Here is a 25,552-nt window from a genome sequence, read left to right as displayed (position 1 = left end):
TTCCTCCTTTAGATTATTGTCCGTAATATGAATTTTCTCCGTGTTTTCTTTCATAATGTTTATTCAAGATTCTATTTGGTAAGTGTTCGCTTTCTTGATTTAATTGAAGTGTAAACAAATTCATCTTACATACTTCTTCTAGTACTACCGCATTCATTACAGCTTTCTCTGCATTTTCTGCCCAAACAAATGGTGCGTGACCATGTAAGAGTACTCCTGGCACTTCATTTGGATTTATATTTCTTTCTTCAAAAGTTTCAACAATGACGTTTCCTGTTTCATGTTCATAATTTTTATTAATCTCTTCTTCTGTTAAATGCCTTGCACATGGAACTGGTCCAAAGAATGTATCAGCATGTGTCGTTCCATAAACAGGTACATCTAATCCGGCTTGTGACCAAATCGTTGCCCAAGTAGAATGTGTATGAACGATGCTGCCAATATCTTTGAATGATTTATATAATACCGCGTGTGTAGGCATGTCTGAAGAGGGATTTAATTCACCTTCGATTACTTCGCCATCTAAATTACAAACGACCATGTCATCTGCAGTCATTACATCGTAATCGACGCCACTTGGTTTAATGACGAATAAATTACTTTCTCTGTCGATTGCACTGACATTACCCCATGTATATTTAATGAGCTCTCTTCTTGGTAATTCGAGGTTTGCTTCAAACACTTCTTTTTTTAAATTTTCTAACATGTTTACACTCCTAACGAATAAATTGAGATGCTTTTCTTTCTATTTCTAAACCTTTTTTATATTCAGTTATAAATTGTTCATATTCTTCTACATCTTTTTCAGATGGTTGAATAACACTACCTTCTTGTTGTCCGAATATGTCCTCTTCTAAATATTGATTTAATGGTAATTGGCTATCGTTGTTGACCATATATCTTGCAAGTATAGCCATCCCCCATGCGCCACCGTCATTAGCCGTCTTTAACACTTCAACTGAACTATTTAAAGCTGCGCCTAATATACGTTGTGCAATTTCTTCCGTCTTAAAAATGCCTCCATGAACAACAAATGAATCGATAAGTACTTCCTCTTCTTCTTTAAGAATATCTACGCCGATTTTCAATGTGCTAAACGCTGACATAATATGCGTCTTCATAAAGTTTGCTAAATTGAATTGGCTATCTGTAGGTCTCAAGAAAATAGGTATGCCTTTGTTTATTTTTGTAATGTTTTCACCTGATATATATCCATAAGATAATAGGTTCCCATTTCGCTCATCTGCATGTTGTGTATGATTAAATAGTCGTTCATAAAGTTGGTTTTTATCGACTTCCACACCCATTACTTCAAAAGTCTCTTCAAACAAATTCACCCAAGCATTAATGTCTGAAGTACAATTGTTTGTATGAACCATTGCGACTAAATCCCCAGATGGTGTTGTCACAATATCTATTTCTGGATGTACTTTGCTTAAAGGTTGGTCTAATACAAGCATTGCAAATGCACTCGTACCAGCCGATATATTGCCTTTTTTCTTTTCAACACTATTAGTAGCGACCATACCAGTACCTGCATCACCTTCAGGAGGGCAAAGCGGCACACCTGGTTCTAAATTATTTGTAGGGTCTAATAACTTAGCACCTTGTTCTGTTAAATAACCTGCATTTGTACCTGCTGTTAGAACTTTTGGTAAGACTGATTCAATATCCCATTCAAATTGTTTATCTTTGATAAGTTCATCAAACTGATTCAATTTTTCTTGGTCATATTTTTTAGTATTTTGATCAATTGGAAACATACCTGAAGCATCGCCTACACCTAATACTTTCTGTTCTGTTAAATACCAGTGAATGTATCCAGCTAAAGTTGTTATAAATTGAATGTCTTTGACGTGCTGTTCCTCATTTAAAATAGCTTGGTATAAATGCGCTATACTCCAACGTTCAGGTATATTAAATTGAAAATAATCTCTTAATTTATTTGCTGCTTCTTCAGTATATGAATTTCTCCAAGTTCTAAACGGCACAAGCAAGTCATCGTTTTTATCAAATGCTAAATATCCATGCATCATTCCGCTTATCCCTATAGATTTCACTTTTTTAATCGTCACATTATATTTTGATTCAATGTTATCTGTCATTGATTTATAACTTTTTTGTAAACCTATCCAGACATCATTAATTGAATAAGTCCAATACCCATCTTTGAATTCATTTTCCCATTCAAAATATCCAGATCCTATCGTTTCAAAGTTAGTATCGATGGCCACTGTCTTAATCCTAGTTGAACCCAATTCGATACCGATAGATATCTCACCGTTCGATATTTCTGAATGAATTTTACCTTGATTCAAAATACCGCCTCCTTCTTGCAATCGTTTTCAAAAAGAAATATATCATCACTTGACCGTACATGTCAAATATAATTTTTATTTGTCCATATATGTAATGAACGCAAAAAAAAATACTTAAGTACAAAACTTAAGCATTTCTCTTTTTAACACTATTTCTTATTATAATTTCTGTATCCATAATAGTCGTTTCTCCAATTTGACCGGAATTTATAGCCTTTATCATCCATCGTGCTGCTTCTACTCCAAGATTTTCTTGAGGGTGAGAAGTAGTCGTAAGTGATATATCTTCGAGTTGACTTAAAATAGAGTTGTCTTCCCCAACTACGGAGTAATCATCAGGTACACATTTTCCATTTTCTTTTAAACGCTTTATAAATGAATAAGCAATATCATCGTTATAACAAACAAAGGCAGTAGGATTGATTTCACGATTTAATAACTCTTTTATGATTAAATCTAGAACTTTATCTTTTGTCTCAGTTGTATAAGTAAAGATATTTTCACCTTTAAATATCGCACCTTTATCCTCAAAAGCTTCTATATACCCTTTCATACGAAACTTACCTTGCATATCATCTATTTTAGTTATTAGAACAATGTCATCATGACCTTCATCTAATAAATAAGAAGTCGCAAGAAATCCAGATTTTGTGTCATCAATACTTATATAAGGAATGTTCAACTCTTCATAGCAAGCATTAATCATTAGCACAGGTATTTCTTTACTTTTTAATAACGAATAAAAAGATAAATTAGGGTTAAACACATTACTCTTCGTCGGTTCAACAATCAAACCTTGAACACCTTGTTCTATCATCATCTCAAGACAACGTCGCTCACCAGCATGTGTATTATTCGTACTCGCTAATATAAGAGAATAACCATTAGCACCTAATATTTTTTCGATTCCTCTAATTATACTTGGGAAAATATAATCAGAAAGATATGTAACGATTACACCGATTTTTTTGGTAGAAGTATCATGATTTGTTTTTTTCAAATAGTTATCACTAACAATTGAGCCTAGACCTTTTTTCTTTATGATATAACCATCTTGTACTAATAAATCTATAGCTTGTCTTATTGTATAGCGACTAACATTGTATTGTTCTTGAAGCTTTTTCTCAGAAGGGATCGTTTTACCATACTCATATTCATTATTTATAATTTTATCTTTTAATTGGAAAGCAATTAATTTATATTTAGGTTCAGCCATAAACTATCTCCATTCCTTGTAACTAAGTTATTTCAATTATATAAATTATAACATAACAAATATTATAATTATAAATAGCTATTATACACATTTTAAATATACAATTACTCTTTAACTTTTACATTTTATGTTATTATATACATAGATTATAAATATTAAAACATTGAGTTTTATAGGAGTGATTTCATGAAAATTAAAGATGTTTTAAAGAAAAGTTTCAATAATTTACTAGACCTTGAGCTTAACTGGTACAATGCTGCAGTGCTAATAGTATGTGCACTCGTATTAAGCGCAATTTTCACACCACTTTTAGGTATACCAGTAGGTCTCTTAGCAGGCGCATATTACTTGAAAAATTATAAAGATTAGATTGAAAAAACACAGGGTTCTTGTTAAGAACCCTGTGTTTTTTGGTAAAGAGATATTCATATGATTTTTATACTTCAGTTAATGCTTGATTAAAATCATGCAACATTTTTTCCCATGCTTTACCTATACTTTCATCTAAACCAAATAAACCGCTTCTTCCCAAGATATAAATATCGGGATTAGCTTTTTGTATTTTTTTAAAAGTTTTTTTATTTGATGATCCGTCCATTTCAATTGAATACTTATATTGATTTTTATCACGAATTTTTCTTAATTCAACTATTTTATCTAAAGTTTCATCGATAAATTTTTCTCCTGCAAATCCTGGGTCCACAGTCATAATCGTTACTTTATCTAAATATTGAATATAAGGCTTTATAACATCTATAGGTGTTTCAGGATTAAGAACAACACCTACTTTTTTATTATGTTCATGAATTTTATTAATTATTCTATATGCTATACCGTTTATTACTTCTGCATGTACGCAAATATAGTCTGTTTCAATCTTTAATAATTCATCAACCCAAAAACTAGGGTTTGTTACCATGAGATGTACTGATATAGGAACATCAGATATTTTTTTCACTTGTTCTATAAACCAAGGTGACAATGTAATGTTTGGTACATAATGGCCATCCATAATATCGATATGGTATGAATCAACGTGATCGTTTAAAAATTTTATTTGTTCATTAAATTTATCTAAATCCATCGTCATTAAAGATGGTGAAAATTCAACATTATTCATTCTTTTATGCCTCCTAATATACTTTTATATCTCCTAACTCAATATCTTCTTCTTCAATTTCATCAACCATTTCTTCCGATTCATTTACAGGTTTTTTCAATATAACTAAAACAACTGCTGTTACAACTACGTTTGCAATAATTGCTAAAATGAATCCTATTGGTTGTGACATTGTTGGTAGTGCTAACATACCGCCAAATGGTACTTTTGAATCTGCATTAAGTACCATCGAAATAGCACCCCCAACAGCTCCCCCTATACCAGTTGCTATAACACATCTAATAATGTCATTAAGTACTATTGGTAGAACACCTTCCACAATTTCAATTATTCCCATTGGGAAAGCTGTCTTCAATGTTTCAACTTCAACTTTTTTGTATATATTTTTACGTAATAATCTTCCTACCCAATAAGCTAAAGCAAATCCTATAGGCGTTGCTGTATTTACAACAATTAATGCAGTAATTGGTTCATGAATACCCTGAGCTTGTAGCGTTAAGACGAATGCAAATACAGTTTTATTGATTGGTCCTCCGTAATCCACACTCGCTAGAACACCTATGATAATTCCATAAATTAATTTAGAAGTACCACTTAATGATTGAAGGTATTCAGTCAATATGTTTGTGAATTGTGTAATAGGTACGCCTATTACATAAACCATAATTAAACCACCTATTAATGATGCTAAAAATGGAATTACCAACATCGGCATAAGTCCTTTAGCCCAATTCGGCATTTTTATATACTTAATAGTTAAGACAACAAGATACCCTGCTAAAAATCCTCCTATTAAGCCACCAATAAAGCCAGCTCCAACAGCATTTGCTGTCAGTCCGATAATCAAACCAGGAGCAATCCCTGGCTTATCTGCTATTGAATACGCAATCCCAGTCGCTATAACAACTGGTAACATACCTAATCCTTCTCCACCAAGCGTTGCTAAAACATCCCAAAATGAATATCCCGGTTTAGTTAAATCAGTCGATGAATCTCCGCCAAGTGCCATACCAATAGCTATCATAAACCCAGCCCCACAAACTACTGGAATTAGATAAGAAATAGCAGTTAATAAATGGCCTTTCAAATTTAAACGATTGAAAAATGCTTTCATGTTATTGCCTCCTTTATCCTTCTGATAAAATAGATACAATTTCAGATTTATTTTTAGAATTTATTAATTGTTCAACCACTTCATCATTACTCAACCTTCTGGCTATTAACGATAATAATTTCAAATGCTCTGTAGAATTATTTTTTTCATCACCTACAGCAATTAAAATAACTACTTTTACTCCTCTATCATCTAAAGAAGGCCAATCAATTTCATTCTCCAAAACCGCAATTGAAAGACCAACTTTTTCAACACTTTCACTTTTTCCATGTGGTATAGCTACTAAGTTTCCTATTCCTGTAACCCCTTCTTTTTCTCTTTCATAAACTGCTTCTAAAAATTTATCTTTATCTTCTACATAATTTTCTTTAACTAATAATTCGGCTAATTTTTCTAAAGTTTCTTCGCGAGTCTGAACATTTACTTCTGACAAAATCGTATTAATGTCAACAACCTCATTTAATTCCATAAGATACCTCCTATTATTGCTCTGATATTTGTTCTAATTTTTCAACAAGTTTATTTGGTGATTTTATAGCTACATCTGTAGGAATTTCCACTACTTTTTTCCCTTCAAATCTTTCTTTGTCGCTTACTTTCACATCAACTGCTAATAATACAATGTCTGCATTATCTATATCAGCTTGTTTTAATTCATTTTCTACGCCGATAGTACCTTGTGTTTCTATTTTTATATTATGACCTTTCTTCTCTGCAGCTTTCTCCAATTTTTCTGCAGCAATATACGTATGAGCAATCCCCACTGTACAAGCACAAATACATACAATATTCATTTTCAATTCCTCCTATTTCATTAATCCTTCAATAAAATCTTCATCTGCTAAGTTTTGTATAAATGATTTAATTTCTAACAAATTATTTTTTGTTTCTGTTTCTCTTAAATTTATCAATATTATTAGTTTTATCGATTTATCATGCCAAATTATTCCAAAGTCTTTGTTTTTAATAATAAAAATTTGTGATTGCATTATATTATTACTCTGGATATGAGGTAATATAACACCTGGATATATTTCGATATTTCCGTTTTCTTCTCTTTCCATGACTTCAGATTTAAACTTATCTCCTGACTTTATAAATAAGTTTTCTTTTAAATAAAGACTTAATTCATCAATTACATCCTCGTAAATCTGTTTTTTTAAATAAATATTTTCAATAAATTTATTTCTCATTATAATCACCTAATAACTCAATCATCTTTCTAAGTTTAATTTGATCATTTTTATTAAACATTGCACTGATAACTACCACTGGGATTCCTTTAATATCAGGTATATTTACTGTAGATATAATTAGTTCAATATCTGTTAAGTCTTCATTTGATAGATCAAATGTAGATTTAACATCTTTAATCTCAATATCAGATACATTTCTAGAAATTTTTGTTTTTAGAAGTTCCGATGTTCCTATACCTGTTGTACAGGTTATAAGTGTTTGAATTTTCTTCGGATTTCTTTCTATTTCTTTTGCAAAATATAAAGTTAAATAGCCCACTTCATCTTCATTTATCGAGTTACTGTTTCTTTCATTTGTTATTTCACTCGAAATTTTCTTAATAGCTAAAAATATATCTGGGTATTCTTTCTTTATTTGCTCAATTAATGTGTTTTTTACAAATAATCCATGTTCAATACGGTTTAACATAGGTTTTATATGTTTCATTAATTGTTGTTCTAAATCTTTATTTTTAAAAGAATATCCTAATACATTACTAGCTCTATTAATATAATTTTTTGTTATAGAAATTACTTCATCTGAATATTTAATTTCTTGTTGTTCATTATCGACATTTTGAGATTCAAAACGTGAAGATATAAGGTATTCAAACAAATATATTTTTTCATTTTTAGGTAACTTGCTATGCAAGTAACGTTCAATATTAGATATAATCATGTCACTAGTTCTATAAAAAGATTGATATTCATTAATTAAATGATGCATTTCTTCTGTATAATGATTTTTATCTACACTAATTACACCTCTTTTTCTAAATCGCATAATTAATATATATAAATGTGAAAATATATTGACGTTGTAGGGATAAGGTATAATTATCCCTTGATAATTTTCTATAATATTAATTTGTTCTTGTACAAAAAAAGCATCTCTATCCTCTAATTGAGTCATATCATTATAAGATAATAAACTTGTTAATTTACTCTCTTCCATTAACTCTAATAATGCACGTCTTATATTGGTTTCATCACCTCTTATTGATAAATGTCTATTGCGTCGAACTAATTTCAAATTAAAATTTTTAAGCATTTCTTCAATTTTTCTCTCATCTGAATTTAGAACACTCTCAGAGACATAGAATCTCTCGATTATTTTAAATACTGATAGGCTCTTTGGAGAAATTAATAATAAATCTTTCGTAATAGTATTTCTTCTTTCTATGGGAGTAAGTAAATCGTTTTGATGTTGCATCTGCACTTCTTGTTTATCCAATAATTCTCTGTCGTCGATTCGATAACCTTTACCTTTTTCAGCAATTATCAAAGGTATTGAATACATTTCATTTATACGTTTTACTAGACGATAAATTGTTTTAGTTGAGACGTTTAAATTATTAGCTAATGTTTTAGAATCGACATAGGTATGTGCATTAAGCAAATAAGATATTAATTTATCTTCATTATCTACTTTCATCTTTTACGACCTCCCTATACTTATATGATAACTCTAATTAATGAAAGCGCTTTACTGAATCTTGTCCATTACAATGGACACTTAAAACTTAAATAATGACTATATTACTATTATTTAAAAATTTATGGAGAGATTATTAGAAGTGTTTATTTTTTTATATATTTATTAGAGAAATTAATTAATATCCAATTTAATTAAAATACACCTCAAAAGTCATGGCTTTGCGTAACTTTTGAGGTGTATTTTAATAAGAACTAGATTTGGGGCTTTATTATTTAAAACCATATTTTTTTATCTCATCGACAATAGTATTATATTTATTCGTTTTATATCTTGAGTTATTTGATACTATAAAGAAGTTTCTATATAAGTCTACTTCGCTTGTTTCTATATATTTTCTATCGGTTGATTTGATAGAGAAATTAGAGAGTATTGTATAGCCCATATTTTGTTTTACTAATTCTAGTATAAGTTGATTGTCATTAATGACGACTTTGCGTGACGGCAAATTCAGTTGTTGTAATAGTTTGTCTTGGTAATATCTAATTCCTGATCCTGTTTCTCTTACATAACATCTTAATTCATTTAAAGGTTTTTTATTTTGCTTATTTTTTATGATTAATAATCTATCTTCTGTTAATACTTCACTGTTAATTTTATCGTCGATTACAGGTTTTTCTATTATTCCTAAGTCAATCGTATAATCTTTCAAATGCGTAATAATATCTGCAGAGTTGTAAATATAAATATGTATGTTCAGATTTGGATATTTCGTTTGTAAGTATAGCGTAAGATCTAATAGTTTAGATTGTCCGAATGTATGGCTTGTACCTATAACAAATTTACCTTTTACTTCTTCTTTATTTGCGTTTATTCTCGTGTGTAATTGTTCATCTAATAACGCCAATTGACAGGCATAGTTATACAGTTCTTGCCCCTCTTCTGTCAATATGATTTCTTTTCGTGTATTTTCAAAAATTTTAATTTGGTATTTTTGTTCTAAATTTTTAATATCTCGACTTATGGATGGTTGTGATTTGTATAATTTATTTGCTGCATTAGTAAATCCGTCTTCTTCTACGATTGCTTTTAATATATTGAGTTTATCTTCCACAAAAGTACCTCCATAACATTTTTGTTATATTATATATTTAAAAATGGCATTTCACAAATAATCGTTCTCATCATAGAATGTATGTGAGGTGAAGACAGTGAGTATTAAATTAAATAAAGCATTTTTCCTAGGTGTCGGTTTTACGCTAGTTGTTGCAGTTGCCAGCATATTATTATCAAATTTACCAATTTTAAATAAAGTTGGCGCACTTGCGATAGCTATCATCACTGCGATTTTGTACAGACATTTCCTAGGATATCCAACAAGATACGTAACAGGTATCGAATTTTCTTCTAAAAAACTGCTACGTTTAGCTATAATTTTGTATGGGTTAAAATTGAACTTGTCTACAATTATTAATGAAGGCGGGACATTATTATTACTAGATGTCGGTGTAGTTGCTTTTTCAATATTCTTTATTATTTTCTTAAATAAAATTATTAAAGGAGATAAAAACTTAATTCTATTATTAGGCGTTGGTACAGGGGTATGTGGTGCTGCAGCGATAGCAGCTATTTCTCCTATTTTGAAATCTAAAGAAAGTGACGTTGGCATAAGTGTTGGATTAGTAGCAATAATGGGAACGATATTCTCATTAACATATACACTTCTATATGCTTTATTCCCTATGGATCCTGAACTTTATGGTATATGGTCTGGTGCTAGTTTACATGAAATAGCACATGTTGTATTAGCGGCAGATGCAGGTGGTAGTGAATCTCTAGCTATTGGTTTATTAGCTAAATTAGGCAGAGTATTTCTATTAATTCCTTTAAGTATTATTTTCTTAATAATCGTTAATAGAAAAAGAACAAATAAAGTTTCTCAAAAAATTGATTTTCCATACTTTTTACTTGGATTTTTAATTATGAGTGCGGTAAACACATTTGTAGCTATTCCAGAAGGTGTATTAAGTGTAATCAGTACAATTACTAACGTCATACTTATTATGGCAATGGTAGGATTAGGATTAAATGTTTCATTTAATGACTTAAAAACAAAAGCATTTAAGCCAATGGTTGCAATGGCAATAACTTCAGTAGTACTTTCAGTTATTGTATTTTTTGTCGCTACGATTTTATAAGATGATTAATGGGTATAACAAAGATATCATTTAATTTCGAGAAAGATTGTGATTAAACTATGTTATACCTTAAATTATATTTAGTGCTTCTCATGTCATTGTTTAATTATATCTTTATTCCTCATGACGAGCCTATAACTTATAAAGATACATTCACTAAAGCAACACATTCAGATTATAGTGATGCTTTTAAAATAGGTTCACAAATACCGAACGATTTATTAACGCTTAAACTATACAACACACATAGTAAAAACCACATTGAAGCAGTAGGTAAAATATCATCAGATGAAACTGGTAAATCAGGTAACGGAGCAACTGCCTTTGTTATAGATGATTATACAATTATTACCGCTTCACATGTAGCAAGTGATAAAGTTGGTAATAAAGAAACAAAGAAATTTTATTTCTATCCTTCAAAAGCAGATCAACGTGTACCTATTAAATTCAAAGTTAAAAATTTTCATAAGTCATCTGAAAGAGATGTGGCTGTACTCATCACTCAACAACGTTTGTCAGCAAAGATTAAGCCATTAAAAATTGCATCAGAACAAGAAATAAAGGATTTGAAACCTAAAGAACCGCTTTATATGTTAGGTTATCCAAATAAAAAACCATATAACGGACAATTCATGTATCAATCAAAAGGATATTACCTTAAATCAACTAAAGATTACATTGAGTATATCGGACATTTACACAGAACAACTGGCTTTTCAGGATCTCCAGTATTAAATGAACACAATCACGTGGTTGGTTTGCATGCTCATGGGATAAGTCCTGAAATTAATACGAAGCATCAATCCACACGAGACATATATACAGGCGGCCCATTAATAACAGGAAAAACACGTGATTTTATCAATCAGCATCGAGAGTAATACTATATTAGTATTTTCAGAACACTTATTCGTTGTAAATAAGAACTAAATAGCGTTTCTAACTCATCATAAAAACTTCGAGAATCAGACGAAATCTTGATTCTCGGAGTTTTTTATTTAGATACATAAGTACTCGTTTCTCTTTATTTGTAATTTGTTATATGTTCCCTTACAATAAACGGAGAGGTATCCGTTTATTTAATTTAAAATCCCTTCAGAGGTGAAACAATTGAGGAAAGATGCAATAGAAAATCGATTAAGAATTGAAAATACAGCTAAAGAATTATTTGAAATATATGGCGTTGAAAATACGAGCATGAATCGTATATCTAAAGAGCTAGGTATTGGAATGGGCACCTTATACCGTCATTTTGAAGATAAAAGTGCTCTTTGTTATAAATTAATCGAAAATGATTTTGATAGACTTTTCAAAGAGATGGATTATGCAGAACAAAATAACCATATAACGAATTATGAAAAATTTGGAATTTACTTAGAACTCTTTATTGATTTTAAATCGAAACATTTAGACACTTTAAATTGTGTAGAGAAAAAGGAGTTTCATGGCGACTTTAGAGATACGCCAACATTTCAGAAATTATCCGAGAAATTTTGGAACACTTTCGATAATGAAGAAAGTCCAGAATGGAAGACATTTAAAACTGATATGTTATTGAATGCTTTGTCCACTAAATCTTATCAATATCAAGTGGATAAGAGAGGATTAAATAATGAACAGTTAAAACAATTTTTACAGAACTTATTTAATATGACTGAGGATTTTTAATAAAAGTGTTTGAAACTGAAGCGATGCCTCAATAAAACTTAATATATTTTTATATATAATATTTACTTTTTATACAAAATTCTATTAATTAATCGGAGGTTTTATCATGAATAATAATAAAACAATTTTAGTAATCGGCGCATCAGGAAACCAAGGTAATGCAGTAGCTACAAATTTACTGTCTGATGGTTGGGCAGTACGTGCTATGACACGTAACCCGGAACAACCCTCTATACAAGCACTTAAAGAAAAAGGCGCTACTGTGGTTAAAGCGGATATGGATGATGAACAATCACTTTCAGATGTAATGAAAGGTGTTTACGGTGTGTATAGTGTGCAATCATTCGATAATAATGATCCTGAAAAAGAAATACGACAAGGAAAAAGAGTTGCTGACTTAGCTAAAAAAGCTAACGTTTCTCATTTTGTATATAGTTCAGCAGCAGGTGCAGAAAGATATGATGGAGCTCGAAATTTTGCAACAAAATGGCAAATAGAAGAGCACATCCGTTCTTTAGATTTACCTTCTACAATTTTAAGACCAACATTTTTCATGGATAATTTTGAAGGATTTGCAAAAGGACAAGATGGAAAGGTTGTCATCCAAGGGTTTATGGATCCTGAAATCAAATTACAAATGATAGCTGTACAAGATATCGGTGCTTTTGCTAATATTGCTTTTAAAAATCCAAAACAGCTTATAGGAGAATCTATCGAAATAGCTGGCGAAGAAAAAACATTAACTGAGATATCTGAAAAAATAAGTAAAGCATTTGATGCTCCTTGCGAAATTGTAGATTCACGAGAAAAGTTCCAAAAAATGATGAAGATGTTTGAATGGTTTGAATTCGGAGGTTATGAAGCCAACATTTCTAAATTACGTGAGATAAACCCTCAGCTTCTTGATTTTGATGCTTGGGTTAAACACTCTGGATGGAATCCTCTAAAATAATTTAAATGATTAAATATAATTTTTTAAATTTTTAATTAATATTTTTACCATTGCTAATTTAACAATATAATCTAGAATTGGTTATGTACTTATTTTAATGGATTAAGGAGGAATGGCATTGGACGAATATATTAACGAGCGCCTAACTCAATTACTAGAGCGCAACGAAGTCAGTGATTTTAGAGAAGGATTTTTACACTTGCACGCCTATGAGCAAAGTGAGTACTTCGATTCGCTTTCTACAGAAGAACAGAAAAAGGTTTTCGAACTTCTATCTCCTGATGAAGTAGCAAACTTCTGGAGTTACTTAGAATTAAGTCAAAAAGAAGAAAAATCAATGTTCGATGAAATGAATGCAAACTATGCAAGTGAAGTTCTTCAAAACATGTCAGATGACGATGCTGTTGACGTACTTAATCTATTAAGTAAAACGCAGCGCGTTAGCTTGTTAACGATTATGGATAAACATAAATCTGAGTCATTAAAATCATTACTTAATTACGAGGAAGATACTGCCGGCGGTATCATGACTACTGAATATGTTTCGTTAACGCCTGAAATGAGTGTAAGAGAAGCACTTATGCACGTTAAAGAGAAATCATCTTCAGCTCAAACAATTTATGCACTTTACGTTGTTAATGATCAAAAAAAATTAATAGCCGTTATGTCATTACGTGATTTAATTAACGCCGATATGGACGACCATGTTAAAAACGTAATGAACGAAAACTTTGTGAGCACAGACGTTGCAGAAGACCAAGAAATTGTTGCTCAAACAATTCAAGACTATGACATCATCGCCATTCCAGTTGTAGATTATCAACATCATTTACTAGGTATCATTACAGTTGATGATATCTTAGACGTAATGGAAGAAGAAGCTAGCGAAGACTATTCAAAATTAGCTGGTATTAATGATGTAAAAGAGACAAAAGAATCTGTTTTACAAACTGCAAAAAAACGTTTGCCGTGGCTTATCTTACTTACATTCTTAGGTATGATAACTGCTACAATATTAGGTTCATTTGAAGACACACTTGAACAAGTCGCACTACTCGCAGCGTTTATCCCTATTATTAGTGGTATGTCAGGTAATACAGGAACACAATCATTAGCCGTTTCCGTACGAAGCATTTCTACTGGTGATATGGAAAAAGAAAATAAAGTCAGACACGCATTACACGAGTCCGCGAGTGGTTTTATTTCTGGTTTAGTATGTAGTCTTATACTGTTTTCTATCATTGTAATACTATATGGCCAACCATTATTAGCAACTATCGTTGGGATAAGCTTAACAACAGCTATGACAGTTGGTACAACAATCGGATCACTTATCCCATTGTTTATGAACAAAATAGGCATTGACCCAGCAGTAGCAAGCGGTCCATTTATTACTACAATAAACGATATTGTCAGCATGTTAATCTACTTTAGCCTAGCAACTTCATTTATGAGTTATTTAACATAAATATTGCGATGAGCAAGCATGCACTTTTAAAATCAAATATATAAATAAAACTCCCGATTCCGACATTCAAAGTCTATCGAATTGGGAGTTTTTTTATAATGGATATTGATGTCTAATGCTATTTTTTATTTTGAGGTTTATCTTGTTGCTTCACTTTGGTATAGTCAGAGATTAAGTATATTAAACTTTAAAATTAAAATTATAGTATTGAAGGAATGGTTTTATGAATTTATCGGAAATAAACATTGAACTTTTTAGAATGTTTAATGATTTAGGGAAAGAAGTTATGTTTTTAAATCCAATCATGATATTTTTTGCTAAGTATATGAAATACTTTTTACTTTTCGGGATTATCATGTATTGGTTTACTAGGAAACGGGAAAATAGGATTATGATTATTAGCAGTATGTTTGCTTTTGTGGTCGCAGAAGTATTTGGAGCTATAGCGGGAGCGATTCATTCCAACAATCAGCCATTTGCTGAGTTAAGCAATGTTAATCAACTTATTGGTCACGCGATTGACAACTCGTTCCCGAGTGACCATGCAATAGAATTTTTCTCGATATGTATTACCTTTTTACTTTTCAAAAAGAATTTAAGATACGTATGGTTAGCAATAGCTATTCTAGTGAGTATTTCACGCGTCTGGGTAGGCGTTCATTATCCTGCAGATATATTAGTCGGAGCAATATTAGGTATAATAGGCGCTGCACTCTGTTATTGGATTATCCCTCAACTAAATGTCATTAAAAAACTATTAGACATCTATGAACTAGGCGAAGATTACGTCCTCTCCAAAGTCTCCAAGTAATTAAATTCTATATGAAAGTAACCATTGTTTCATTTTTCTATAAAGTGGTATTGATATGTATAGATATTATGAAAGGATGAATTGTATATGCCTTGGACAATGGACGATTATCCGCAAAGTTGGAAGAACTTCGAAAAATTAAAACGAAAAAAAGCAATTGATATCGGTAACGCTATGCTTAAAGATGGTTATAAAGAAGAAGATACAATCCCTATTGCAACTGAACAAGCGGAATCATGGTATAAAGATGCATCTAAAAAAGAACTCGATGAACTCAAAGACAAAAAAATTACTAAGCACGAAGAAGACGAGTCATCAAACCCTGAATTAAATGATCGAGATGTCCACGTTTATTATGAAGATGATAAATGGAAGATTAAAACAGACGGCGCTAAGCAAGCCAGTGACTCCTTTGATAAAAAAGAAGATGCACTGAAACGAGCAAGAAACATCACATCTAACCGTGGAACACAGATTATAGAACATAAAAAGAATGAAAATTAATTAAAATAGCAAAGAAACTTCTTTAATTCTAAAAGAAGTTTCTTTTTTTATATTCATTCAATTTTTGGAACTTTTAAAACAATCATCACTCAATTATTAAGTGAAAAAATAAAAGAAATATAACAAGCATCCAAATAACAATGCGACACTAACAAAATAAATAATCATCTTCTTTTTTTCAGAAAGATTTTTCTCTTCTTTAGATAACATCGAGTACACATCGCTATCTTTTCCCATAAGAATCGCTAAGGAATATAGAAGCATCAAGAAGGTCAAAATAATTAATATTATAAATGCTATAAACATATTTGATCTCCTTTCTTCATATATGAGACCTGTTATAGTTTCAATATAGCCAATATAAAGGTGCCAATTTATGATATATTTTAAACTTTATCAACGATCACTTTTCCATTTTCATCTAACAAGGGTGTAATTGAGCTTCCCGCGCTAGCAAACTGTAAATAATTCACGCCTGTTTCACTGTCAACTAACACAATTACTTTACCTAACGCACCTAAATTTTCATTAGATTTTATATAAAATCTTTTATCCTTTTTGGGATTATTTGTTTTACCAAACATATTTTCCACTCCTTATCATATATCATGTTACAATACTTGTTATTATAATCAAATCAGAAGGTGATAATATGGAAATCATTCAAAATTTCGATGAATTCAACACTATCATTCATTCGAATGATTTTGTATTAATTTATGTATCAAGTGAAAACTGCTCTGTATGTAAAGCAGACCACCCTATCGTTCAAGATATAGTAAATGAATATAATATACCCGCTTATGAAATTGTAGCAAATGACGTACCAGAAGCAGTAGGACAATTGAATTTGTTCACGTCTCCTGTTGTTATGCTTTTTTATAACGAAAAAGAAGTTCATAGACAAGCACGTATTTTAGACTTCAATGAACTACGTTATCGCATAGAACAAGTAGTAGGATAAAATATAAGTTTTTAGTGTTCTAAACTGCACCATCATATCTTTTTAAATATTGGTATGAAAAAGCTATTGCTATGCTTAATAACGTCGTAAGCAAGAATGATATTAAATAGAAATAATTATGAATATCAAATAATATACCCGATATTAAAATTCCTGCGGGCATCATAATTTGAGACATTGTTTGATGCAAAGCAAGATATTTTCCTTTAATATTTTCGGGTACATTTTTTTGAACATAAATATTGATTGGGATATTACTCAATATGATTCCTATACCCATAATAAACATGCTTACAAAATAAATAATGACTACAAGCTGGCTAGTTAAACCTATTGTTAAAGGCGTACATAATATAAGAAGACCTAAAGCTAGTATTATCATTGCGCATTGCATATTAAATATTAATGATTCTTTATTTTTAATTCGAGGATACACAACTCCAAATATAATTCCTGCTATTGGCATAGCGGTCTCAATTAACCCTAGTTGTTTAGAATTCATATTAAATAAAGTAACAAAACTCCCGGGTATGCCAACTGTTATAAACCCAAACATAAAATTAATAATAGCCCCTGATAAAATAATTATAAATAAATCTTTTTTCATCTTTAAAAAATTAAAAACTGTCTTATAACTATTAAAAAATGTATCTTTCATTTCTTCTATTTCATTTTCAACATTTAGTTTATTGAAACTAATAAATAATACGAACAATAAAGAAATTAATTCAGTTATCAACATAATAATCGTAAAAGTTTTTATATCAAAATATGCATAAATAATACCACCTAATACTGGTGCGCCAATTTGTATAATATTTTGTATGACATTTCTATACGAAACGGTCTTATCTAAATATTCTTCACTTACTAAAGTTAGAAGTCCACTATTAAAAGCCAAAGTCACCGCTATATCTGTGATGGTAAGTATGGTAACAATGATATATATGTATATAAGTTGATTAAGACTATTAGGAATTACATATATTCCAATAATTGAGATTACTGAAATACACTGCATTGATATAATAAAAAGTTTTTTATTAATTTTATCTATGTAATAACCCATAAGTGTACTACCTAGTATAAAAACAACAGAATAAATAATGACGATATTCGAGAAACTTTGAACACTTCCAGTAATATTTAAGACGTGAAAAGATAAAGCGAAAGTAAATAATTTACTTCCTATAATACTGAAAAAAGTAAATAAAATTATGAATAAGAAGTTTTTTTTCAAGAAAAATCACCACTTTAAGTTTTTATACATTATACATATAATACACTAAAGGTGCTATATTATATCTTCGTTTTATATTTATAAAAAGTTAGAATACTTGTGAATAAAATAAGCCCTATTAATAGAATAAGCCACACAACATCAAATTCCCCTGTTGTGAATTTTGTATATAAATTGTATATCACTAGCACAATTAAAAAATATGCTGTTGTCCATTTTGAAGCGATATAAAAATGCCGTTTCTCCATTTCGTCTTGCTTTTTCAATTTGATTCCTCCTAAAGTTATTTATGAAAACAATTCATCTACTGTTACATTAAATTCTTTAGCCAATTTGAATGCCAAAGCTAATGTAGGATCGTATTTGTCGTTTTCTATCGCATTTATTGTTTGTCTTGTTACTTTTACATTTTTACTTAATGTATCCTGTGAAACCCCTAATTTTTTACGATATTCCCTAATTCTGTTTTTCATTATTTTCCCGCTTTCAATTGTACTTTTTATTTACCATTATTACATTTATACAATAGTTAACAATTAATACAACTAAAAATACTATTTCAAGATTTTCCATAAATACATTATGAGCATCACCTTTAAGTCCTGATATTTTTAAGGCGATGTAGGACATAATGACAAGAAACATGAATCCAAATGTTCTTGATAATACTTCTAATCTCATTCTTAGCGCTCGTTCATCTAATCTTTTTTCTCTTCTAAATTCTTTAGTATCAATCGTAATGAATTTAAAATAAAATTGCCACATCACAAATGTGATTATAATAAAAGCTATCCACTTCAGTACGATCATAAATTACTACTCCTTAATGTCAAAAGTATTTTACATTTTTATGCTAACATTTCAGAGATATATGTCAAATACTTTTTACATTTATAATTTAAAAAAGCCTATCTCAAATTGAGATAGGCTTTTGCTATATGAGAGGTTTTGCTAATTATCCTAATACTTCTTTTGCTTTGTCATCTTTGACAATTAGAAATACTTTACCTTCGTCCATTTTTTCTTCGTTTTCTTCCGCTTGTTCTTTTGATAAACCAAGCTCTTGTAATTTAGCTCTTAATTCGTCACCTTGCTTGTCGAATTTTTGACCTAAGTCTTTGTTATTGTAGTCAATACCAGAATAATCTGTGTGTTCTACAATACGTGCCGTACGATCATCATCGTGTGATAATACAAAAACATTTGACGGATCAATATTCACATCTTTTAGTTTGTTAATGTCGTTCTGTAACGCTTCGTCATTATTATAAGTTTTTACTACTGTCATGAATAAAGCCTCCATTTCTATATTATATTATTAGTATTCCCACTGAAGAATTGTTCAAACATCATTTTGGCATATATTTCCTATTCAACGATTTTTTTGTTGTTAAAATTCAAAAGTAAATAAAACCTCTTGTATACATTTTAAGACTCTATTTATTCTTATTAAATTTTGATATTGTATCTATTTATCTTTTTACTATAAAAAACTGTATTTGATAAGGGTAATTTAATATTTTAATTATTCTTATAATACTACTCTATTTTCTCACCTTTTAATCCCGAATATACTTATCAGAATTACGTTGACACTAGCTTATTTAAAGTGGTAATCTTTAATGCATATTAAAACTATCGGATTAGAATGTTTAGGAGGATATTATGACAAAGAATACACACATCAAACTCGGACTTTTTTTAGCAGGATATGGTCATCATGTTGCAAGTTGGCGCCACGAAAACGTTAATGAAAAAGGACCCATGGATTTAAATCATTTAATTCGTACGGCTCAACTAGCAGAGAAAGGCTTATTTGATTTAGCTTTTCTTGCTGATAGCTTATTTGTCTCTGAGAGTTCACATCCAAATATCTTGAGTCGCTTTGAACCTCTAACTTTATTATCAGTATTATCAACACATACCACTAATATAGGATTAGCTGCTACAGCTTCTACTACATATAGCGAACCTTTTCATATCGCACGTCAATTTAGTTCTTTAGATCACATAAGTAATGGGAGAGCAGCATGGAATATCGTCACTTCTTCCATTCCATCTACCGCAGAGAATTTCAATGGAACTAAGTTAATGGAGCATGAATTACGATATGAACGTGCTAACGAATTTGTTGATGTAACAAATAAACTTTGGCATTCATGGGAAAAAGATACACTTATTAGAAATAAAGAAACAGGAAAGTTTATTGATGGTAAAAAACTGCACACTATTAACCATGAAGGTAAACATTTTAAAGTAAGAGGACCATTAAATATTGAACGTTCACCTCAAGGAAGACCATTATTAATTCAGGCAGGATCGTCACCTACTGGAACTGATTTAGCAGCAAAAGTAGCTGATGTTATATTCACTGCACAAAGCCAATTAACTGATGCAAAAGACTTTTACCAAAAGTTGAAAAATAAAGCGATTAATGAAAATAGAAATCCAAATGACATTTTTATTATGCCTGGTTTGTTCCCGATTTTAGGTGAAACAGTCGAAGAAGCTGAACAAAATTATCAAGAAATTCAAGACTTAATTTTGCCTCACGTAGGATTAAATATATTATCACCTTATGTGGGGAATATTGATTTATCTCAATACCCGTTAGACAAAAAATTTAGTGAATTAGATTTAACAGTTGGTGATGGTGTACAAAGTCGTTTTGAAGTCATTCATAAAGAAGCAATTGCTAAAGACTTAACGCTAGAAGAAGTTTATAAAAAAGTTGCTGGTTCTAGAGGTCACCATATATTTGTAGGAACACCTAATCAACTAGCCGATAAGATGGAGAAATGGTTTAACTCATCTGGAGCAGATGGTTTCAATATTATGCCTCCTATATTACCCTCTCAATTTGAGTTATTTATTGAAAAAGTTATACCAATTTTGCAAAAAAGAGGATTATACAAAACATCTTATAACAAGGGAACTTTAAGAGAAAAACTGGGATTGAATAATGAATAGAGGTGCAATATGGAACAAACTATTAGAAGAGCAAACAAAAAAGATACTAAGGCATTAAAAGAACTTATGTTTCTTGCATATGAACCTATACGCACTTTAGGTATTAATTTTCAATCTGCAAATCCGACAATAGAATCTATAACTAAAAATTTAGAAGAAAACTTATGTTATGTATTAGAAATAAACAATGAAATAGTGAGTACGATTTCATTACGCATGCCATGGAGTAATAATCCTGGACCTTATTACTTTCCACACATTTGGTGGTTTGCTACTTCACCTAAATATAAAAACAAACATTTTGGCTCAAAATTATTAACATATGTAGAACAAAACATTTTACTCAACGAATTAAACTCACCTGCTGTAACTTTAGGTACAGCTTCTAACCATCCTTGGCTAAGTAATATGTATTTAAATAAAGGTTATCAAAAATTCGGGAAACAGGATTTAAAAAAAGGGCACATTACACAATATTTTATAAAAATATTAAATAAACAGAAATTCAAAGGTGAACAAGAATTAAAGAAAAAGTTTACTCAAGTCAAATTTGAAGAAGGTGAAACAATTGAACTTTGACCCAATATATTTTTTTGAAACATTTCCAAAGCTTATGCCTTACTTACCTATAACTTTAATGTTAGCTATTGTTTCATTAATTCTATCTATAATTGGCGGTTTAATCATTGCGCTAATATTACGCGCAAAAATTCCTGTATTGAAAGAAATAGCCATTGTGTATATATCATTTTTTAGATCTATACCAAGTTTAGTACAACTATTTTTAATTTATTATGGATTACCACAACTTATACCCGGGATGCGTGTAATTGATGCTTTAACTGCCGCAATAATTGGCCTTAGTATTAAAAATGCTGCTTATTTAGCTGAAATCTTTAGAGCTGCAATTACTTCAGTTGATAAAGGACAATTCGAAGCCGCTCATTCAATTGGCCTTAGTAAAACACAAACTTATATAAAAATTGTATTACCTCAAGCTACACGAAACGCTATACCAGCATCAGGTAACATTTTTATTGGCTTAATTAAAGAAACATCACTCGTATTTACACTAGGAGTAACTGAAATTTTTGCGAAAAGTAAATTATTATCGTCCGCTTCGTATAAATATTTAGAAACATTCTTAGCGGTTGCTATTGTTTATTGGTTGATTACTATTATATATACGTATCTACAAAGTCTATTAGAGAAAAAATTAAACAAACCATATGAAAGTTAGGTGAAGGTTCTATGATTAAAATCGAAGGAATCAAGAAATCTTTCAACAAAACAACTGTTTTAAAAGGTATAGATATTGAGTTAAACAAAGGGGAAGTTTTGGCAATTATCGGACCTTCTGGATCAGGAAAGTCAACTTTATTACGATGTCTTAATTGGTTAGAAACACCAGATGCAGGTACTATATCAATTGACGATGTTTCAATAAATGCTGAAAGTTATAAGAAAAAACAAATACAACAACTCATTCAAAAATCAACAATGGTGTTTCAGCATTATAACCTATTCAAAAATAAATCAGTATTAGAAAATGTTACACAAGGATTGGTTACCACTCAAAAAATATCTAAACCAGAAGCAATTCAAATTGGAGAAAAATACTTAGAACAAGTTGGTTTATTAAAATTCAAAGATAAATATCCTGCCACATTATCAGGGGGCCAACAACAACGTGTAGGTATTGCTCGTGCACTGGCTATGAATCCACAATTATTATTATTCGATGAACCAACTTCAGCGTTAGATCCGGAGCTAGTATCAGGCGTATTAAAAATTATAAAAGACGTTGCATCTATGAAGAAAACAATGATACTCGTCACTCATGAAATGTCATTTGCTAAAGATGTTGCCGATAAAATAGTGTTTATGGAAGATGGCGAAATAGTTGAAAGTGGTACGACAGAAGAAATTTTCGACCCATCTTCTCACAATCGTACCCAGTCTTTCATTAAAAAAGTAGATACTCTTAATGATGAAGAGGTTATTCAATGACAAAGACTAAACAACTCATCAATACGATATACAATCGTTCTCAATATATTACACCCAAAGATCGCGATAATGGATTAACAGGCATTCTAGATTTTATTTCGACTTGTTTTGCTGCACAAAATAAAGAAGCAGTTCACTCACTTATACAATTTGCTATTAATGAAGATGGTAAAGGGAAATCCTCAATCATAGGCTACGAAGGTGAAGTAACTTCTTCTAATGCAGCGCTAATAAATGGATTTATTGCACATATTCTAGATTTTGATGATGTACATTCAAGTATGAGGGGGCACCCTAGCGCAATTATTTTACCTAGCTTACTATCAATATCAGAACACAATAACCAAACTTTTAATCATTTTATCGATAGTTATATTATAGGTGTTGAAATGGCGACACAAATAGGAGAAACAATAGGTTCTGAGCATTATGAAAATGGTTGGCATGCTAGTTCTACAATTGGTTTAATAAGTGCTACTGTAGCTTGTAGTTATTATCTAAACTTGGATACTAATGATTTTGCAAATGCAATCGGTATTGCTGTTACTCAAGCTAGTGGATTACGTGGGCAATTCGGTTCAGATATTAAAGCATTACATATTGGACTAGCTGCACAAAAAGCCTACTGGTCAACAAGAGTGGCACAGAAACAAATTTTAAAAGGTAACCAAAATATGCTAGATGATTTTTACGGTACTTTTGGAAATTCACAACACATGCCTGAAACACTAATAGAAAAATTCGGGAAAACATGGTCAATAACAAATCCTGGTTTATGGTTTAAACTCTATCCATGTTGCTCTGCTAATTATCATTTGATCGATGCTATTAATAGTATTAAAGCAACTAATGTCATTCCTATAGATAAAATTGAAACAATTGATATTATTTTCCCTTCAAATGGAGATGCAGCACTTAAATACACTCATCCAACAACTGGTCAAGAAGGAGCTTTTAGTGCAGAATATGTGTCCTCCTTATTACTATTAGGCAAGCATTTAAACCCTGAACAATTCTTAAACAATCCTATTCAGTCAGAAATACATGAATTAATGGCTAAGGTACATAGACTGTATGATGACACAATTGTTCCCAATAAATTTGCATTACCCAAAAATCGATTTACAATTGTAAAAATCAAAATGAATGATGGGACTATTTATAAGAAAAGAATAGATACACCTAAGGGCAGTCCATATAACCCATTAGCTCCAGAAGAACATTTAAATAAGTTAAAACATTCTTCTCCCATACATTGGGAGAATATCAAACAGTTTTACCAAATTATAAACACTGACGCTTTACACCAATTTATACACAAAGGAGTTTGCTGAATGAAAAAAATATTCACTTTATTAATCATTGGTTTAATTATACTAGCCGGTTGTTCAAATGATTCAAGTAAATCCGGTAAAGATAAAGGTACCATTGTTGCAGGTACAACAGGACAAAGTTACCCAAATTCTTATGAAAAAGACGGTAAATTAGTAGGTTATGATATAGAAGCTTTCGAAAAAGTTGCACATGAAGCAGGATATAAAGTTAAATGGGTAAAAGCTGATTTTTCAGGCATTATGGGTCAATTGGAATCAGGAAGAGTAGATACAGTAGCTAATGCTGTTGCAACTACTGATGAGCGCAAAGAAAAATATTTATTCTCTGATCCGTACTCATATATCGGCAGTCAAATTGTGACTTCTTCTAAAAATAAAGATATTAATAACTACGAAGACTTAAAAGGAAAAACAGTATCAGGTATATTAGGGTCAAATCACACAGAATCACTTGAAAACTTTAATAAAGAAAATAAATATGGCATCAAAACAAAAACATATGAAAATCGTGAAGGCGCCCTACTCGACTTAGAGAATAGAAGAATAGACGGTTACGTAAACTCAGACTCAGTATTATCTGCAGACAAAAACAAACGTGGAAAAGATATTAAGTTCGTAGGTAAACCATTTAATGTTGTTGGCACAAGTTTCCCATTCACAAAAGAAAATAAAGACTTGCGCGATGAGCTAAATAAAGAACTTAAAAAGCTCAAAGAAGACGGTACACTAGCCGATTTATCTGATAAATATTTTGGCACAGATACAACAACTAAAAAATAATAATTAAATACAGGCCGATAAAATTATCGGCCTGTATTTTGTATTTGCTGTTCGATAATTCCTTTTTATCGAACCGTAAATTCATCTCCAAGGCTTTTATTAGTAATCACACCTATATAAGGGTATAATTATACAAAAGTTTTATTTTCACATCTGTACTTTTATTTTGCTCTGCTTTGTCATACATGGCAAAGTTGATGTGACAAAGTTACATT

Annotated in this window: 31 protein-coding genes; 15 read left to right on the top strand and 16 right to left on the bottom strand. The window is 30.6% G+C overall.

Annotated elements, in window-relative coordinates; genetic code table 11:
• Positions 1-13: 13 nt before the first annotated feature.
• The 3 genes from ACO6VN_RS00640 to ACO6VN_RS00630 all read right to left on the bottom strand — a co-directional run bounded on the left by ACO6VN_RS00640 (position 14) and on the right by ACO6VN_RS00630 (position 3,534).
• Positions 14-706: an L-ribulose-5-phosphate 4-epimerase gene (locus tag ACO6VN_RS00640; protein WP_194200132.1), complete on the bottom strand. Its 693-nt coding sequence runs from the start codon at positions 704-706 to the stop codon at positions 14-16.
• Positions 707-716: 10 nt separating this feature from the next.
• Entirely contained in the window at positions 717-2,318 is a 1,602-nt protein-coding gene (locus ACO6VN_RS00635) for a xylulokinase (protein WP_422404094.1), read from the bottom strand.
• Between the two features lie 127 nt (positions 2,319-2,445).
• The gene (locus ACO6VN_RS00630) at positions 2,446-3,534 is read right to left on the bottom strand and encodes a GntR family transcriptional regulator (RefSeq protein WP_422404093.1); all 1,089 of its coding nucleotides are present in this window, start codon (positions 3,532-3,534) and stop codon (positions 2,446-2,448) included.
• A 186-nt stretch (positions 3,535-3,720) separates the two neighbouring features.
• Here ACO6VN_RS00630 and ACO6VN_RS00625 point away from each other — a divergent pair, with 186 nt between their 5' ends.
• Positions 3,721-3,903, top strand: a complete 183-nt coding sequence (locus tag ACO6VN_RS00625) for a VraH family peptide resistance protein (RefSeq protein WP_422404092.1) — start codon at positions 3,721-3,723, stop codon at positions 3,901-3,903.
• Between the two features lie 67 nt (positions 3,904-3,970).
• Here ACO6VN_RS00625 and alsE read toward each other — a convergent pair whose 3' ends face one another.
• From alsE to ACO6VN_RS00590, 7 genes are all read right to left on the bottom strand, one after another.
• Complete coding sequence (alsE, locus tag ACO6VN_RS00620; protein WP_422404091.1) at positions 3,971-4,654, bottom strand: D-allulose 6-phosphate 3-epimerase; 684 nt, start codon at positions 4,652-4,654, stop codon at positions 3,971-3,973.
• Positions 4,655-4,667: 13 nt separating this feature from the next.
• A complete protein-coding gene (locus tag ACO6VN_RS00615) occupies positions 4,668-5,768 on the bottom strand; it encodes a PTS fructose transporter subunit IIC (protein ID WP_135022063.1) in 1,101 nt (366 codons plus the stop codon).
• A gap of 13 nt (positions 5,769-5,781) precedes the next feature.
• On the bottom strand, positions 5,782-6,237 hold the full coding sequence (locus tag ACO6VN_RS00610) for a PTS sugar transporter subunit IIA (protein WP_239706286.1): 456 nt from the start codon (positions 6,235-6,237) through the stop codon (positions 5,782-5,784).
• 13 nt (positions 6,238-6,250) lie between these two features.
• Positions 6,251-6,562 carry a PTS fructose transporter subunit IIB gene (locus ACO6VN_RS00605; protein WP_315294043.1) on the bottom strand — a complete coding sequence of 104 codons (312 nt, stop codon included), beginning with the start codon at positions 6,560-6,562 and terminating at the stop codon, positions 6,251-6,253.
• Positions 6,563-6,574: 12 nt separating this feature from the next.
• A complete protein-coding gene (locus ACO6VN_RS00600) occupies positions 6,575-6,961 on the bottom strand; it encodes a PTS sugar transporter subunit IIA (protein WP_315294046.1) in 387 nt (128 codons plus the stop codon).
• Positions 6,951-8,438 (bottom strand): BglG family transcription antiterminator, encoded by a 1,488-nt coding sequence (locus ACO6VN_RS00595; RefSeq protein ID WP_422404090.1) that lies wholly within the window; start codon positions 8,436-8,438, stop codon positions 6,951-6,953. Before ACO6VN_RS00595 ends, ACO6VN_RS00600 begins: the two co-directional genes overlap by 11 nt.
• Positions 8,439-8,709: 271 nt before the next feature.
• Positions 8,710-9,552, bottom strand: coding sequence for a LysR family transcriptional regulator (locus ACO6VN_RS00590; RefSeq protein WP_016999500.1), 843 nt, complete (start codon positions 9,550-9,552; stop codon positions 8,710-8,712).
• 97 nt (positions 9,553-9,649) lie between these two features.
• On the opposite strand from ACO6VN_RS00590, the gene ACO6VN_RS00585 reads away from it, so the two are divergent.
• The 7 genes from ACO6VN_RS00585 to ACO6VN_RS00555 all read left to right on the top strand — a co-directional run bounded on the left by ACO6VN_RS00585 (position 9,650) and on the right by ACO6VN_RS00555 (position 16,039).
• Complete coding sequence (locus tag ACO6VN_RS00585) at positions 9,650-10,636, top strand: YeiH family protein (RefSeq protein WP_016999499.1); 987 nt, start codon at positions 9,650-9,652, stop codon at positions 10,634-10,636.
• Positions 10,637-10,728: 92 nt separating this feature from the next.
• Positions 10,729-11,517, top strand: a complete 789-nt coding sequence (locus ACO6VN_RS00580) for a trypsin-like serine peptidase (RefSeq protein ID WP_194200123.1) — start codon at positions 10,729-10,731, stop codon at positions 11,515-11,517.
• Between the two features lie 229 nt (positions 11,518-11,746).
• Entirely contained in the window at positions 11,747-12,304 is a 558-nt protein-coding gene (locus tag ACO6VN_RS00575; protein WP_194200122.1) for a TetR/AcrR family transcriptional regulator, read from the top strand.
• Positions 12,305-12,410: 106 nt separating this feature from the next.
• On the top strand, positions 12,411-13,256 hold the full coding sequence (locus ACO6VN_RS00570) for an NmrA/HSCARG family protein (protein WP_422404089.1): 846 nt from the start codon (positions 12,411-12,413) through the stop codon (positions 13,254-13,256).
• A 118-nt stretch (positions 13,257-13,374) separates the two neighbouring features.
• Positions 13,375-14,724, top strand: a complete 1,350-nt coding sequence (gene mgtE / locus ACO6VN_RS00565; RefSeq protein WP_103268696.1) for a magnesium transporter — start codon at positions 13,375-13,377, stop codon at positions 14,722-14,724.
• Positions 14,725-14,947: 223 nt separating this feature from the next.
• On the top strand, positions 14,948-15,535 hold the full coding sequence (locus tag ACO6VN_RS00560; protein WP_194200120.1) for an undecaprenyl-diphosphatase: 588 nt from the start codon (positions 14,948-14,950) through the stop codon (positions 15,533-15,535).
• Between the two features lie 87 nt (positions 15,536-15,622).
• Positions 15,623-16,039, top strand: a complete 417-nt coding sequence (locus tag ACO6VN_RS00555; RefSeq protein ID WP_064204212.1) for a DUF2188 domain-containing protein — start codon at positions 15,623-15,625, stop codon at positions 16,037-16,039.
• A 386-nt stretch (positions 16,040-16,425) separates the two neighbouring features.
• On the opposite strand, the gene ACO6VN_RS00550 is transcribed toward ACO6VN_RS00555, so the two are convergent.
• On the bottom strand, positions 16,426-16,623 hold the full coding sequence (locus ACO6VN_RS00550; protein WP_194200119.1) for a DUF6440 family protein: 198 nt from the start codon (positions 16,621-16,623) through the stop codon (positions 16,426-16,428).
• 68 nt (positions 16,624-16,691) lie between these two features.
• Here ACO6VN_RS00550 and ACO6VN_RS00545 point away from each other — a divergent pair, with 68 nt between their 5' ends.
• Positions 16,692-17,003: a thioredoxin family protein gene (locus ACO6VN_RS00545; RefSeq protein WP_016999490.1), complete on the top strand. Its 312-nt coding sequence runs from the start codon at positions 16,692-16,694 to the stop codon at positions 17,001-17,003.
• A gap of 19 nt (positions 17,004-17,022) precedes the next feature.
• Here ACO6VN_RS00545 and ACO6VN_RS00540 read toward each other — a convergent pair whose 3' ends face one another.
• The 5 genes from ACO6VN_RS00540 to ACO6VN_RS00520 form a co-directional block, all read right to left on the bottom strand.
• A complete protein-coding gene (locus ACO6VN_RS00540) occupies positions 17,023-18,243 on the bottom strand; it encodes an MFS transporter (protein ID WP_422404088.1) in 1,221 nt (406 codons plus the stop codon).
• Positions 18,244-18,302: 59 nt separating this feature from the next.
• The gene (locus ACO6VN_RS00535; RefSeq protein ID WP_422404087.1) at positions 18,303-18,509 is read right to left on the bottom strand and encodes a hypothetical protein; all 207 of its coding nucleotides are present in this window, start codon (positions 18,507-18,509) and stop codon (positions 18,303-18,305) included.
• A 21-nt stretch (positions 18,510-18,530) separates the two neighbouring features.
• Positions 18,531-18,716: a helix-turn-helix transcriptional regulator gene (locus tag ACO6VN_RS00530; RefSeq protein ID WP_194200117.1), complete on the bottom strand. Its 186-nt coding sequence runs from the start codon at positions 18,714-18,716 to the stop codon at positions 18,531-18,533.
• Positions 18,717-18,729: 13 nt separating this feature from the next.
• Positions 18,730-19,053 (bottom strand): hypothetical protein, encoded by a 324-nt coding sequence (locus tag ACO6VN_RS00525; protein ID WP_422404086.1) that lies wholly within the window; start codon positions 19,051-19,053, stop codon positions 18,730-18,732.
• Positions 19,054-19,198: 145 nt separating this feature from the next.
• Positions 19,199-19,531: a general stress protein gene (locus ACO6VN_RS00520; protein WP_016999485.1), complete on the bottom strand. Its 333-nt coding sequence runs from the start codon at positions 19,529-19,531 to the stop codon at positions 19,199-19,201.
• Between the two features lie 374 nt (positions 19,532-19,905).
• Here ACO6VN_RS00520 and ACO6VN_RS00515 point away from each other — a divergent pair, with 374 nt between their 5' ends.
• Genes ACO6VN_RS00515 through ACO6VN_RS00490 form a run of 6 tightly spaced genes read left to right on the top strand, consistent with a single transcriptional unit; the run spans position 19,906 to position 25,337 of the window.
• Complete coding sequence (locus ACO6VN_RS00515) at positions 19,906-21,213, top strand: LLM class flavin-dependent oxidoreductase (protein ID WP_422404397.1); 1,308 nt, start codon at positions 19,906-19,908, stop codon at positions 21,211-21,213.
• Between the two features lie 9 nt (positions 21,214-21,222).
• Entirely contained in the window at positions 21,223-21,792 is a 570-nt protein-coding gene (locus tag ACO6VN_RS00510; protein WP_103268688.1) for a GNAT family N-acetyltransferase, read from the top strand.
• Positions 21,793-21,826: 34 nt separating this feature from the next.
• Positions 21,827-22,453 (top strand): amino acid ABC transporter permease, encoded by a 627-nt coding sequence (locus ACO6VN_RS00505; RefSeq protein WP_050988897.1) that lies wholly within the window; start codon positions 21,827-21,829, stop codon positions 22,451-22,453.
• Positions 22,454-22,464: 11 nt separating this feature from the next.
• Positions 22,465-23,223, top strand: coding sequence for an amino acid ABC transporter ATP-binding protein (locus tag ACO6VN_RS00500; RefSeq protein ID WP_016999481.1), 759 nt, complete (start codon positions 22,465-22,467; stop codon positions 23,221-23,223).
• Positions 23,220-24,557, top strand: a complete 1,338-nt coding sequence (locus ACO6VN_RS00495) for an MmgE/PrpD family protein (RefSeq protein ID WP_016999480.1) — start codon at positions 23,220-23,222, stop codon at positions 24,555-24,557. The genes ACO6VN_RS00500 and ACO6VN_RS00495 overlap by 4 nt, the downstream gene beginning before the upstream one ends.
• Entirely contained in the window at positions 24,558-25,337 is a 780-nt protein-coding gene (locus tag ACO6VN_RS00490) for a transporter substrate-binding domain-containing protein (protein ID WP_194200111.1), read from the top strand.
• The last annotated feature ends 215 nt before the right edge of the window (positions 25,338-25,552 follow it).

It is taken from the genome of Mammaliicoccus sp. JADD-157 (assembly GCF_049310805.1).
In the GTDB taxonomy this organism is placed as follows: domain Bacteria; phylum Bacillota; class Bacilli; order Staphylococcales; family Staphylococcaceae; genus Mammaliicoccus; species Mammaliicoccus lentus.
The sequence above is the reverse complement of the archived record's forward strand: the minus strand, read 5'-3'. Positions and strand labels throughout refer to the sequence as shown.